At 67.4% G+C, this 13,165-nt stretch carries 10 protein-coding genes and 1 pseudogene; 9 read left to right on the top strand and 2 right to left on the bottom strand.

The window, feature by feature from the left end; all coding sequences use genetic code 11:
* Window positions 1-135: 135 nt before the first annotated feature.
* The 7 genes and pseudogenes from VIL76_RS09305 to VIL76_RS09280 all read left to right on the top strand — a co-directional run bounded on the left by VIL76_RS09305 (window position 136) and on the right by VIL76_RS09280 (window position 9,332).
* Window positions 136-3,135: a TonB-dependent receptor plug domain-containing protein gene (locus tag VIL76_RS09305; RefSeq protein WP_332044743.1), complete on the top strand. Its 3,000-nt coding sequence runs from the start codon at window positions 136-138 to the stop codon at window positions 3,133-3,135.
* Window positions 3,136-3,330: 195 nt separating this feature from the next.
* A complete protein-coding gene (locus VIL76_RS09300; RefSeq protein ID WP_332044742.1) occupies window positions 3,331-4,281 on the top strand; it encodes an ABC transporter permease in 951 nt (316 codons plus the stop codon).
* Window positions 4,278-5,171 (top strand): ABC transporter permease, encoded by an 894-nt coding sequence (locus VIL76_RS09295; protein WP_332044741.1) that lies wholly within the window; start codon window positions 4,278-4,280, stop codon window positions 5,169-5,171. The genes VIL76_RS09300 and VIL76_RS09295 overlap by 4 nt, the downstream gene beginning before the upstream one ends.
* Window positions 5,168-6,874 carry an ABC transporter substrate-binding protein gene (locus tag VIL76_RS09290; RefSeq protein ID WP_332044740.1) on the top strand — a complete coding sequence of 569 codons (1,707 nt, stop codon included), beginning with the start codon at window positions 5,168-5,170 and terminating at the stop codon, window positions 6,872-6,874. Before VIL76_RS09295 ends, VIL76_RS09290 begins: the two co-directional genes overlap by 4 nt.
* Window positions 6,871-7,749, top strand: a pseudogene (locus VIL76_RS19760) (ABC transporter ATP-binding protein); the annotation flags it as partial. The gene VIL76_RS09290 and the pseudogene VIL76_RS19760, both read left to right, overlap by 4 nt.
* Window positions 7,750-7,824: 75 nt before the next feature.
* Window positions 7,825-8,847 carry an ABC transporter ATP-binding protein gene (locus tag VIL76_RS19755; RefSeq protein ID WP_414695427.1) on the top strand — a complete coding sequence of 341 codons (1,023 nt, stop codon included), beginning with the start codon at window positions 7,825-7,827 and terminating at the stop codon, window positions 8,845-8,847.
* A gap of 8 nt (window positions 8,848-8,855) precedes the next feature.
* A complete protein-coding gene (locus VIL76_RS09280) occupies window positions 8,856-9,332 on the top strand; it encodes a MaoC family dehydratase (protein ID WP_332044738.1) in 477 nt (158 codons plus the stop codon).
* Between the two features lie 205 nt (window positions 9,333-9,537).
* Here the strand turns inward: VIL76_RS09280 and VIL76_RS09275 are convergent, their stop codons facing one another.
* Window positions 9,538-9,876, bottom strand: a complete 339-nt coding sequence (locus VIL76_RS09275; RefSeq protein WP_332044737.1) for a hypothetical protein — start codon at window positions 9,874-9,876, stop codon at window positions 9,538-9,540.
* Window positions 9,877-10,262: 386 nt separating this feature from the next.
* Between VIL76_RS09275 and VIL76_RS09270 the strand changes: the two genes are divergently transcribed.
* Entirely contained in the window at window positions 10,263-11,213 is a 951-nt protein-coding gene (locus tag VIL76_RS09270) for a YihY/virulence factor BrkB family protein (protein WP_332044736.1), read from the top strand.
* Window positions 11,214-11,614: 401 nt separating this feature from the next.
* Window positions 11,615-12,628 (top strand): tRNA dihydrouridine(20/20a) synthase DusA, encoded by a 1,014-nt coding sequence (gene dusA, locus VIL76_RS09265; protein WP_414695426.1) that lies wholly within the window; start codon window positions 11,615-11,617, stop codon window positions 12,626-12,628.
* On the opposite strand, the gene VIL76_RS09260 is transcribed toward dusA, so the two are convergent.
* Window positions 12,572-13,099 carry a TIGR02281 family clan AA aspartic protease gene (locus tag VIL76_RS09260; protein ID WP_332044735.1) on the bottom strand — a complete coding sequence of 176 codons (528 nt, stop codon included), beginning with the start codon at window positions 13,097-13,099 and terminating at the stop codon, window positions 12,572-12,574. The two genes, dusA and VIL76_RS09260, sit on opposite strands and share 57 nt — an antisense overlap.
* Window positions 13,100-13,165 lie beyond the last annotated feature (66 nt).

Here is a 13,165-nt window from a genome sequence, read left to right as displayed (position 1 = left end):
CTCAATTCAAAAAGCTTGCTACGAATTTGCTGCATGTTATCGTCCTGTGCAGCGTCTTTGAACCGACGGCGCGGCCGAGTCACTCGCCCAGCAGCGGCGGGGACGGCGAGGAAACGAACCGAAGGGGAGGGGACTTTGCGAAATCGTGCCTTGTGGACCACGACGGCGATCTCGGCCTTGGCCGCGGCCATGGCCGGCGCTCCCGCCTACGCGCAGACTGCCGCACCGAGCGTGGTGGAGGAGGTCGTGGTCACCGGATCGCTGATCGCCGGCACGCCAGAGGACGCGGCGCTGCCGGTGGACGTCATCACCGCCGACACCCTTCAGCGCCAGGGCAACCCGTCTGCGCTCGAGATCATCAAGCAGCTGCCCGGCGTCGCCGGAGTGCTCGGCGACTCCAACCAGTTCCCGGCGAGCGCCGGAGGCGCGATCGGAGTGGGCTCGCTCGACCTTCGCGGCCTCGGTTCGCAGCGCACCCTGGTGCTCATCAATGGGCGCCGCGCGCCGAACTCCGGGGCCAATGCGCAGGTGGACACCAACCTGCTCCCCGTGGCCGCCATCGGGCGCGTCGAGATCCTCAGGGGCGGCGGCTCGACCATCTATGGTTCGGACGCCATGGCCGGCGTGGTGAACTTCATCACGCGCACAGACCTCAACGGCCTGGAGCTCGCGGCGGACTACCGCTACATCCCCGGCGCCGACCAGCCGGACGGCACCCTCGCCGCGCTCTGGGGGTGGTCCTCGGACCAAGCCAATGTCCTGGTGACGGCGGGCTACCAGCACCGCGGCCAGCTCGCCAGCGTCGAGCGCGACTGGGTGGTGCGCCGCTACTGGGAGAACCCGCAGGCCTTCTCCGGCCTCGGCAACCCCGGCGTCTATCGCGCCTTTTCCACGCCCCAGACGCCAGGTGTGTCCACCTCAGGCACGCCGGTCGTCCCCGCGAACCTTCCCAATGCGCCGGCCAGCGGCCTGGTACGCGACCCGGCGTGCGGCGCCTTCAACACCTTCCCGGGCTTCGTCGGCGGCGCCGTGGGCGCCGCGCCGGCCTGCTACTGGAGCTACGTGCCCTACGACAACCTCGTCGAGGAGACCCACCAGTACCAGGTGTACGGTGAGGTCAATTTCAAGCTCACGGACACGATCAACTGGCACGCCGAGGCGCTGTGGTCGCGGACCGAGCTCCCTGACTACCGTGTGTCGCCGGGCTACGGTCCCAGCTACGGGATCGCCGGCACGAGCGCGCCGCTCTTCACCATCCCCGTGAGCAATCCGGGCGCGCTGAACTTCCTGCGCACCGCCGGCTATTCCGAGGCGCAGATCGCCTCCATCGTCCAGGTGAACCCCAACGCCGGCCAGTGGCGGCCGCTCGCGGCCGGCGGCAACCAGACCACCGGCGGACGCGGCGGACAGCAGCTGAAGCGTGAAGCGGAGATGTGGCGGGTCTCGACCTCGGTGAACGGCGACCTCTTCGCCGGCATCGGTTTCGACGTGGCCCTGACGGTAGGCCACAACGAATTCTACGAGACGGGCAAGGACATGCTCGCCACCCGCCTGGACCGCGCCCTGCGGGGGTTCGGCGGCCCGAACTGCACGTCCACCAACCCCGCCGACGCGGGCAATGCGGCGGCCAACTGCTACTACTACAACCCCTTCGGCAGCGCGGTTCAGACCGACACCGCCCTGGGCGGCAGCAACCCGGCCTTCGTGCCGGCTCTGGCCAACCGCGATGACGTGGTGAAGCACCTGTTCTACCAGGGCTTCGGGCTGCGGGAGACGGAACTCTTCGTGGCCGACGCCGCCGTGGACGGCGCCCTGCCGTTCGAGCTCCCCGGCGGCGCTCCTAAGTGGGCGGTCGGCTACCAGTACCGGCTGAACGGCCTGTCCTCGACCATCGACCCGTACCTGGACGCCCGTGTCACCCCCTGCACCATTCCGGGCGACTCGAGCTGCCTCGCCCGCACCGGGCCCTTCATCTTCCTGGGCGTGAACACTCCGATCGACGTGACCCAGAAGACCAACTCGGTCTTCGGCGAGCTTAACCTCCCGTTCACGGAAGCCCTGAACGCGCAACTCGCGCTTCGATACGAGAGCTACGGCGAGGCCAGCACGCTTAACCCGCGCATCGCGGCGAAGTGGCAGGTGATCGGTCCCATCGCGCTTCGGGCCACCTACGAGACCACCTTCCGTAACCCGCCCGCCAACCTCCTCGGGGGCTCCACCCTCAGCCTGCCCCAGGTCACGGCGGCGCAGAACCAGTCGCGTTCGGTCGAGACGGTCGGCAACCCGGACCTGCAGCCCGAGAAGGGCACCGACTACAGCGTCGGCGTGCTGCTGGACTGGAATGGCATCCGGGCGTCAGTCGACTACTGGCACTACCGCATTGAAGACCAGATTGCCGCCGTGCCATTCAATTCGATCACCGCGGCGGTGATCCCCGGCAACAACTCGGCGGCCGCGGCCAATTGCGCCTCGCCGTTCGCCCAGTTCATCAAGTTCACCGTCCCCTGCGCCCAGGCGCGCGGGGCGGACATCGCCACGGTGCAGACCTTCTACGTCAACGGCCCACAACTCGAGACGGCCGGCATCGACTACAACATCGAATACCGGCTGCCAGACGTCTTCGGCGGCGATCTGGCGTTCGGGGTCTCCGCCGTCCAGACGCTGAAGTACCGCCAGGGCGCCTTCACCTTCAACGGGGCGACGATCCAGGCGCCGCTCGATGCACTGGGCAAGGCCAACTACGACCTCTCGGCCCAGGTGCCCAAGTGGCGGGCCAACGCCTTCGCGGAGTTCCGCTGGAGCATCCACAGCCTTCGCCTGGTGGCGGACTACGACGGCAAGCTGAGGGACGACCGGCCGGCGGTCATCAATGCGCCGCTGAACACGAACCCGGGCGGCGGCTATGTCCTGAACCCGGCCAACAACGTCACCGCCGGCGGCGGCGTCGTGAAGGCCAACCTGGTGTTCGACCTCCACTACCGGGTCGAGCTGCCCTGGGACACGACCTTCAACGCCTCGATCCTCAACCTTGCCGACAAGGACCCGCCCTTCGCGCGGCTCCCCTACGGCTACGACCCCTTCACAGGCAACCCGCTCGGCCGGTCCTTCGAGGTGGGCGTGAGAAAGCGCTTCTGAATCCAAGGCGAAGTCCGCCCCCGGGCTTCGCACCAACTTCCTCCCCTCTGGCGGAGCAGCAGTGCTCCGCCAGCTTTTCCCGGGTTGAAGCTTTGAGTGACCGGTATCGACTTAGATTGACTCACCGCGCCGCGGCTCGGCAAGCTCGGGTCCTGTCACGGCGCGGCGTTCCACGCGCACAGGGGGGCTGACCAGATGGGCGCCTACGTCCTTCGCAGACTTCTCGCGCTCTTCCCCACTTTGGTCTTCGCCAGCCTGATCGTCTTCCTGACCATCCGGATGATCCCCGGCGACGTCATCGACCTGATGCTGGCCCAGAACGACGTCGCAAGCAGCCAGGACCGTGAGAGCCTGCGTGCGGCTCTCGGCCTGGACCAACCCATGTGGCGCCAGTATCTGAACTGGGCAGGCGCGGCGTTGCAGGGCGACCTCGGCCATTCGCTTTGGGAGAATGCGCCGGTCAGCCGGCTCATCCTGCAGCGGCTTCCGGTCACCCTTGAGCTGGGCGTGCTCGCGCTCCTGGTCTCCATCAGCGTGGGCATTGCGATCGGGATCTACTCCGCCATTCGTCAGGACACCGCCGGCGACTATGTCGCGCGGTCCTTTTCGCTGCTGATGCTGTCGATCCCCGGCTTCTGGCTGGGGACGCTGGTCATGGTGTTCCCGTCGGTTTGGTGGCGATGGTCGCCCGAACTGGAGTTCGTCGGGCTGTTCCAGGACCCGTGGCGCAACCTCAGTCACGTCCTCGTTCCGGCGATCCTGCTGGGACTGTCACTGTCGGCCGTGACCATGCGGATGACGCGCACCATGATGCTCGAGGTGCTTCGCCAGGACTATGTCCGCACGGCTCGCGCCAAGGGGCTGCGCGAGAGCGCGGTGATCTTCCGGCACGCCCTGCGCAACAGCCTGATCCCGGTGGTCACGCTCATCGGCCTGCAGGCGCCGTTGCTGATCGGAGGCGCGGTGATCCTGGAACAGATCTTCCTGCTGCCGGGGATGGGCACCCTGTTCCTCGACGCAGTGTTCGCACGCGACTACCCGATCGTGACGGGCGTCTTCCTGGTGGTCGGGGTGTCCGTGCTGGTCATCAACCTGCTCGTCGACCTCGCCTACGGTTACCTCGATCCGAGGGTGCGCTACGGATGAGCGCTGTCACCCTCGAAACCGCGGCGCCTGCGGCGGCTGCGGAAGGTGTCCGCAGCGCAACGCTGCGACTGATCCGGGAGAAGCCCCTCGGCGCCGTCGGCGCGGCGGTGTTCCTGTTCTTCGTGTTCTGCGCGGTGTTCGCCCACCCGCTGGCCCCCTACGGCGAGAACGAAACCGAGGTCTTCAACCGCCTGCGGCCGCCTTCGGTGCAACACCTGCTGGGCACCGACAATCTCGGTCGTGACGTACTTTCTCGGCTGCTGATGGGCGGCCAGGCCTCGATGCTCGTGGGCGTGCTCACCTCAGCCCTGGCGACGGTAATCTCCGTCATTGTCGGCATGCTCGCGGGCTATTTCGGCGGCCGTTTCGACCTGGTCACCCAGCGCATGGTCGACTCCTGGATGATTTTCCCCGACCTGGTGCTCCTGATCGTGGTCATTTCGGTGCTCGGCCCCGGCATGACCCAGATCATCGTCGTCCTGGGCCTGCTCTACGGCATCGGCGGGTCCCGGATCATACGGGGCGCGGTCATGTCGGTTCGCGAGAACACCTACACGCGCGCGGCGCAGGCGATCGGCGCCTCCCCGCTGCACATCCTGTGGCGCCACATACTGCCGAATATCGGCCCAGTGGTGATCCTGCTGTTCACGTCGCGTATCGGAGCGGTGATCCTGGCGGAGGCGGGCCTGTCGTTCCTGGGATTGGGCGTGCCGCCGCCCGCAGCGACCTGGGGAGAGATGCTGACCGGGTCCGGACGCTCCTACATGTACGTGGCGCCCTGGCTGGCGCTGGCGCCCGGGATCTGCCTCACCCTGGCGGTCTTTTCGATCAACATCTTCGGCGACGCCCTGCGTGACGTGCTCGATCCGCGCATGCGGGGCAGCCGATGAGGATTGCCGCCGCCTTCTTGGCCTTCGTGATGCTGGCGGCGTGCGGACCGCCGCGGACGGGCGTCGTTCCGCCCCTCTCGCCAGCCGATAGGCCGCAATACGGGGGCGAGCTGAACGTCGGCACTGCGTTTGTTACGCTCTCAGCCCTTTCGTGGGACCCGGCCGACTGGACCTGGAAGAGCAACCACGACACCGGCAACGTGCGCGAACAGCTCTTCGCCGCGGACCTGTCGAAATCCACCAGCCGTGGCGGACCCTATCCCTACACCCTGGACGCCTACATCCCCGAGGAGGCCCTGCGCGGGGAGCTGGCCGAAAGCTGGGAGTGGGAGGGGCCGCTCACCATGGTGGTCCACCTGCGCCGCGGGGTGATGTGGCCCGACAAACCGGGTGTGATGAAGGCCCGCGAGTTCGACGCCCACGACGTCGTCTTCAGCTACAACTACGTGGACCGCAGCCCGAAGAAGATCGCCGAGTACTTCAGCCACATCGAGCGGGTGGAGGCGCGCGACCGTCATACGGTCGTGTTCCACATGAAGAACTACACCGTCGAATGGGCGTACCGGTTCGGCTTTGGCTATTACTCCGGGATTGTGCCGCGCGAGGCGGCCAACATCGACCAGCGCGACTGGCGCAACGTCACCGGCACGGGCCCCTTCAGGCTCGATCGGTACCTGCAGGGTAGCGTTCAGACCTTCGCGAAGAATCCGCAGTATTGGGGCGTGGAGACCATCGGGGGAGCGCCGCGGCGCCTGCCGTTCGTCGACCGGGTCACCTACCGGATCATCAAGGACGAGGCGACCTACGTCACCGCCATCCGCACCGGCAAGCTGGACGTCCTGGAGGCCGTGCGATGGGCCATGGCGAAGCACCTCCAGGAGACCACGCCTGAGCTTAGGTGGCACAGGTGGCTTCAGCCCGAGGGCACGATCGTGTCGCTCCGCGTCGACCAGAAGCCGTTCGACGACGTGCGCGTCAGGCGCGCGCTGAACATGGCCATCGACAAGAAGCGCCTGGTCTCGGAGCTGAACGAGGGCCAGGCCGAGCTGATGGCCTATCCCCAGCACCCGGAGTTCGGCGCCTATTACCAGCCGCTCGAGGAGATGCCGGCCTCGGTGAAGGAGCTGTTCGTCTACGACCCGGCCAAGGCCCGCAAGCTGCTGGCGGAGGCAGGCTACCCGAACGGATTCTCTACAAAGATGCAGGTCTGCACCTGCACGCCCACGCACCTGGACCTGGCGGCGGTGATCACCGACTACTGGGCCCAGGTGGGCGTGAAGGTCACCATTGAGCCGCTTGAATACGGCGCCTTCCTCTCCCGGATGACGACGCGGACGCACGGTCCGGCCTATCTCTTCACCACCGGCCATGTCAGCCCAACCAGTACCCTGAGGAAGAGCTTCCTGACCGGGCAGCTCTGGAACCCGTCGATGTACTCAGATCCCGAAGTGGACCGCCAGATCCGCGGGATGGTGATGATCCGTGACGAGGCCGAGCGTGTGCGCGTGGTGCGCGAGCTGACCGTCAAGATCATGGACGACGCACCCTACATCTGGCTGCCGACGCCTTACCTCTACACAGCCTGGTGGCCCTGGGTCCGCAACTATGGGGGCGAGTTGCGCGCCGGCGCCGTGCGGCCCGGACCGATCTACGCCCGCATCTGGATCGACCACGACCTCAAAGAGCGGATGGGCTTCGAATGACCCGCCTCCTGGAGGTCGAGAACCTGGCCGTCGAGTTCCGCACGCGCCGCGGCGCACTGCGCGCGGTGGACGGAGTCTCCTTCTCGGTGGATCGCGGCGAGACGCTCGCGATCGTGGGCGAGAGTGGCTCGGGCAAGAGCGTCACCGCGCTCTCGCTTCTGCGCCTGCTTGGCGACGCCGGTCGCATCGAGGCTGGACGGGCGACCTTCGACGGCCTCGAGCTTACCGGGCTAAGCGAGAGCGGCATCCGTGCCCTGCGTGGCAACCGGATCGCGATGATCTTCCAAGAGCCGATGTCCTCCCTCAATCCGGTGCTGACCATCGGCGAACAGGTCGCCGAACCCTTGCGCGTCCACATGGGCCTCAGCCGTCGTGAGGCTCGGGCGAGGGCGGGAGACCTGCTCGCCAAGGTCTCCATACCCGATGCGCGCGAGCGCCTGGACGACTACCCGCACCAGTTCTCGGGCGGAATGCGCCAGCGGGTGATGATCGCCATGGCGATCGCCTGCGAGCCGGCGCTGATAATCGCCGACGAGCCGACGACGGCTCTTGACGTGACCGTGCAGGCTCAAATCCTGGACCTCCTCAAGGCGCTGCTGTCGGACACCGGCGCGGCGATGATCCTGATCACGCACGATCTCGGCGTCGTCGCGAGGGTCGCAGACCGCGTGGCGGTGATGTACGGCGGCCGTATCGTGGAGAGCGCCTCGACGCAGGCGCTCTTCACCGGGCCGCGCCACCCTTACACCCGCGCGCTGCTGGCCTCCTCCGTTGCGCCCGGCGCTCAGGCCAAGGCACGGCTGGAAACGATAGAAGGCCAGCCGCCGGACCTTGCCCGCTTGCCGGGCGGTTGCGCCTTTGCACCGCGCTGCCTTTGGCAGCGGACGGCTGCCGTGGCGCGCCGCCGCCGCTTCGGATCGACGCGGAGCGGCAGTGGGCCTGCTACGCCGATGTCTGAGCCCGCGACGCCGCTCCTGCAGGTGGAGGACCTGAAGGTTCATTTCCCGGTGAGGGGCAGCCTGTTTGGAGGGCGCGGGGCGGCGACGGTCCGCGCCGTCGATGGCGTCTCATTCAGCATCAATCGTGGCGAGACCTTCTCGATCGTCGGCGAGAGCGGCTGCGGGAAGTCCACCACTGCCATGGCCGTCCTTCGCATGCAGGCGATCGACGCTGGGCGAATCCTGTTCGACGGGGACGACATCAGCCGCCTCAAGGGCGCAGGGCTGCGCCAGGTGCGCCGGCGCATGCAGACCGTGTTCCAGGACCCGTTTTCCTCCCTGAACCCGCGAATGAAAGTAGGCGACATCATCGCCGAGCCGCTGGACGTGCACGGGATCGGCAATGCGGCCTCGCGGCGCGCCAAGGTGTCCGAGCTCATGGCGCTGTGCGGCCTGCTCCCCGACATGGCGGACCGCTATCCGCACGAATTCTCCGGCGGCCAGCGTCAGCGGATCAGCATTGCCCGTGCGCTGGCGCTGGAGCCCGAGCTCGTGGTCTGCGACGAGGCGGTGTCAGCGTTGGACGTCTCAATCCGCGCCCAGATCCTCAACCTCCTGCTGGACCTGCAGAAGCGGCTTGGGCTGGCCTATCTGTTCATCTCCCACGACCTGACGGTGGTGCGACACATCAGCGACCGGATCGGGGTCATGTACCTGGGCAAGCTCGTGGAGGTGGGTGAGGCCCAGACGCTGTTCGCGGCCCCGAGGCATCCCTACACCCGCGCCCTGCTGGCGGCGGCGCCGACGCTGCACGTGGGCGCGGTCACGACGGGCCGGGGCCTGCTGGAGGGCGAACAGCCGAGTGCGCGAAATCCGCCATCGGGCTGCCGCTTCCATACCCGCTGTCCTGTCCGGTTCGAGCCTTGCTCCGTCGAGGAGCCGCCGCTCGAGATGCTTTATCCAGGCCAGCGGGTCGCCTGCCATCTCGCGTCGGCGACCGCCCTCACGGCCGGAGGTGGCCGTGCGCCTGCTTAGGAGCCCACATGCGCAAAGAGATCTCGGCCGAAGAGTTCAAGGGCTACGCCGGCCGCCAGCTTTCACCCTCCGACTGGATCACCGTGGGGCAGGAGCGGATCAACCAGTTCGCGGCATGCACGGACGATCCGCAGTTCATCCACGTAGATCCGGAACGGGCCAAGCGCGAGTCGCCTTTCGGGGGCACGATCGCCCACGGCTTCCTCAGTCTGTCCCTGCTCAGCGAGCACGGGCCGCCGGACTTCCCGATTGTTCGCGACGTGGCCTTCGCCTTGAACTATGGCCTCGACCGGGTCCGTTTCCTGACTCCTGTGCCCTCCGGTTCACGGGTACGGATCCATACGAAGATCTTGAGCGTGGAAGAGAAGGGCCCAGGCCGGCTCCTCATGAAGCAGGAGAAGACCATGGAGATCGAGGGGCACAACAAGCCTGCGTACGTGGCAGAGCACCTAGGCATGTTGGTGCTTCGGGACCAGGGCGAGTGATGGCTGCGCAGTTGGCGCACTGTGGGTGTGCCGAGTGATTGCGAACGCGATTGGTGAACCGACCTGGATCGCGCGATCTCGCGACGCTGCTTCCGGGGCATCGACCGGTCCGTCAGCCGCGTATTTTCAGCAAGCGCCACCAGGATCGGACCCCTGGCGAATGGTCACAGGAAAGGCGGGCCCCGGTCGTTCCCCGCGTGTCCGACTAGGCCGGGCCGAGGCCGAGCACATAGTGCGGAGGATTTCCTCGATAGGCCGCCATCGCGGCGCCGTCATCGGCCGCGGCGATCGCGCGGACACCTGAGCGGCCAGATAACTGTTGCGGCCCGCTCACGAGGTTCTCGCTGAGCAGTTCCGGCTTCATCGCCCCGCCCAGAAGCAGACCCGCCGCGAGTGCGACGCAGGCCCCGGTCAGGCGAACGCCGAACGGAGTCAGCCGGCGCAGATCCAGCATTCGACCGCTGCGATTGAGTTCCGCCGGCGCGCAGATCATGAGGAAGAGCCCGTCGCGCGCGAGAACCGAGTTTTTCATGAGGTCTTTCAAGGCCGCGCCTCTGCGTCGCATGACGATGGCTCCGGCGCCAAATGAACGCCGCTATGTGGGAATGGTTCCGCTTGTTCATGTAAACGAGTTGCTGCGCATCAATATGCATTAGAGTTATTGCTAATGCCGGTGCGGTTATGTGGCGGTCGACGAAAATATAGTTTGATGAATGTCTCGCCGCATCTTGGCGGGCCGCCAATCGATATTAGAGCACCGAAAGAGGTACGTGGGGTCTGCCCAACTCAGTGGACCCTGAAGCCACACTCGCGATGTCTTCACGGCAGCGCCTGGGAGCGGTAGATTCCGAGATGACCACAGCCACGCCTCGTTCCAGAGGCCGCGCCGCCGAGTGGCCCGTACAGATACCCCTTAGGGGCTGGCTGGATGTGCTGTGGCGCTTCGGGCGGGGCTTCCTCTCAGAGGATTTGGCGATGGTCGCGAGAAGCATCGCGTACTGCTGGGTCGTCGCCTTGTTTCCGACGCTCGCCGCGCTGGTGTCGCTCTATGGCCTCTTTGCAGATCCCAGCCTCGCGCGCAGCCACCTGGCCCTGCTGGACGGGGTCGTGCCAGCCGATGTCCTGATGCTGATCGGCGACGAGATGGTGCGCCTCGCCCAGCAGCAGCAGACGAGTCTCGGGGCTGCGTTCGCCTTGAGCCTCTTTCTGGCCGTCCTGACCGCCAACACGGGCACCAAGGCGCTGATCCGGGGCTTGAACATCGCCTACCTCGAGCTCGAGGGTCGTGGGGTCGTCCGTCTGAACAAGGTTAGCCTCGGGATCACCCTCGGCGGCTTTGCTTTCGCCATCCTTGCCGGCGCCGGGCTGGTTGTGGCGCCAGCAGCTTTTGCGATCCTGCGGCTGCCGGAGGGCTGGGCGCCGCTGGCGCTGCTGCGGTGGCCGGCGCTCGGAGTGTTGGCCGCCGTGGCCTTCTGCCTGCTTTACCGCGCCGCGCCCGATCGGCGGCCCGCCCGCTGGCGGTGGGTGAGCTGGGGAAGCACCCTCGCGGCCGCGGCGTGGCTGGGCATGTCTGCCGCGGTCTCCTGGTACGTCGGCGCATTCGCCGGCTTCACGGCCGCCTACGGCTCGGTGGCAGCGGTTTTCGGCTTCCTGCTCTGGAGCTGGCTTTCTGCCCTGGCGATCCTGCTCGGAGCCAAGTTGAACGCCGAGATGGAACACCAGACGGCTGTGGATTCCACGCTTCCCCCGAACCGGCCGCTGGGCTTCCGGGGCGCTGAGGTGGCCGACACGGTGGGCGCCGCGAGACACGACGCCATTCCGCCGCTGGATGCCGGCCAGATCGCCCGACGAGCACGTCGCAGGCGACGCGGGAACGCGTGATCGGCTCAGGCCGTGAGCGCCGCGTCGCCAACTTGGACCGGCCGGGCGCCCGGCTCACCTCCTTCATGTCGGCGATGTGCAGCTCGATGAGCTCGCCGAAGGTCGACAGCGCGGCCTCTCGCGGCTTTCGGGGAGCCTTGCCGCGCTCAATTTGCAGTTCGGCGTCCGCCGCCCATCTCTTTGCGTGCGCCTGGCGCTGGAAGGTCTCGCTGAACACCTGGCCCTTGCGTCGGACCTGCGCGCGCCAGCGGCCGGACTTTTGCTTTCTGATCGAAGCCATGGTTTTTCGGTGCGAAACGGGTGCTGTGAGTTTAGAAACTCTGGCGAAAAATGTCGAAGATCGGCGCAGTTTGCCGGGGTCGCACGAGCATCTAGCGCATTGAAATTTACTGGAAGACGAGTTGTATCAAGCTTCTAGATTTTCTGTTGCACCTATGATGGACTGGACCGACCGGCACTGCCGGGTCCTGCACCGTCAGCTGACGACCAAGGCCGTGCTCTACACGGAGATGCTGACCACCGGCGCGATCCTGCATGGCGACCGGTCGCGGCTCCTGGCCTTCGATCCGGCGGAGCATCCGGTGGCGCTGCAGCTGGGGGGCTCGGAGCCGAACGATCTGGCCGAGGCGGCGCGGATTGGCGAGGCGGAGGGCTACGACGAGATCAACCTCAATGTGGGCTGCCCGTCGGACCGGGTGCAGTCGGGCCGGTTCGGGGCCTGCCTGATGCGCGAGCCGGAGCTGGTGGCCGAGTGCATGGCGGCGATCGCGGCGGCGGTGAAGGTCCCCGCGACCGTGAAGTGCCGCATCGGCGTGGACGACCAGGATCCGGAGGACAGCCTGTACCGGCTGGTGGACCTCTGCGCCCAGGCCGGCGTCCGCCACTTCGTGGTCCACGCCCGCAAGGCCTGGCTGAAGGGGCTGTCGCCCAAGGAGAACCGGGACATCCCGCCGCTGGACTATCCGCTGGTCTGGCGTCTGAAGCGGGCGCGGCCGGACCTGACTGTCGTGATCAACGGGGGCATCCAGTCGCTGGACGACGCCGAAGAGCACCTGAAGCACGTGGACGGGGTGATGCTGGGCCGGGCGGCCTATCACACGCCAGCGATCCTCGGCGAAGCCGACGGGCGGCTGTTCGGCGCAGGCGAGACCGTGGACGCCGCGGAGGCCGTGCGGCGCTACCGGCCCTACGTCGCCCGCGAGCTAGAGAAGGGGACCCACCTGGCCGCCATGACGCGGCACATGCTGGGGCTGTTCCACGGTGCGCCCGGCGCGCGCACGTGGCGGCGGATCCTCACCGTCGAGGGGGTGAAGCCGGGGGCGGGCCTGGAGGTCATCGATGCGGCGCTGGCCGCGGTGTCAGGGCTGCAGGAAGAGCGCCTGGCGCGTCGCCTGGAAGCTGGAGAGGCGGCCTAGGTAGGTCATCCCCAGCAGGCTGGTGTCGAGGCCCTTCTCGATGACCACGGCGTCCACGTCCTCGAGCCGGGCGCCGGCCACCGAGACCGAGCTCAGCTTGACGGCCGCGGCGCGGGCCTGACCGCCGGCGGTGACCACGGAGTAGCCGTACTTCAGCTCGTCCACCGGGATGCCCAGGCGCGCGGCGTCTTCGCGGGTGAGGGCGACGGCGGTGGCGCCGGTGTCGACCAGGAAGCGGACGGTCTGGCCGTTGACCTCGCCCTCGGCCCAGTAGTGGCCGTCGGAGGCCTTGGCGATCTCGGCGCGGCCGACGGCGGCGATCTCGGGAGCGACTTCGATGAGGGCGGCTTCGGCGCGGGCGGCGCGCAGCTCGGGCGCACGGGGCGCAAGCAGGACCACGGCGCCGGCGGTGGTGAAGGCCGAGGCGGAGGCGACCAGGGTCACCAGGGCGTATTTCAGCGCGTTCGACACCCTTGGCGGCTCACCTCTAAGGGCCGGTTCCGGCCTCTCTTGAGCGCCAAAGGTTAAGGCCGGCGG

Origin of the sequence: Phenylobacterium sp. (assembly GCF_036563285.1) — a bacterium.
Classification (GTDB): Bacteria; Pseudomonadota; Alphaproteobacteria; order Caulobacterales; family Caulobacteraceae; genus Phenylobacterium.
The sequence above is the reverse complement of the archived record's forward strand: the minus strand, read 5'-3'. Positions and strand labels throughout refer to the sequence as shown.

Coding starts and splice junctions, on each gene's coding strand:
- VIL76_RS09300 (WP_332044742.1), top strand. CDS start 3,331: ATGGGCGCCTACGTCCTTCGCAGACTTCTCGCGCTCTTCCCCACTTTG.
- VIL76_RS09295 (WP_332044741.1), top strand. CDS start 4,278: ATGAGCGCTGTCACCCTCGAAACCGCGGCGCCTGCGGCGGCTGCGGAA.
- VIL76_RS09290 (WP_332044740.1), top strand. CDS start 5,168: ATGAGGATTGCCGCCGCCTTCTTGGCCTTCGTGATGCTGGCGGCGTGC.
- VIL76_RS19755 (WP_414695427.1), top strand. CDS start 7,825: ATGTCTGAGCCCGCGACGCCGCTCCTGCAGGTGGAGGACCTGAAGGTT.
- VIL76_RS09280 (WP_332044738.1), top strand. CDS start 8,856: ATGCGCAAAGAGATCTCGGCCGAAGAGTTCAAGGGCTACGCCGGCCGC.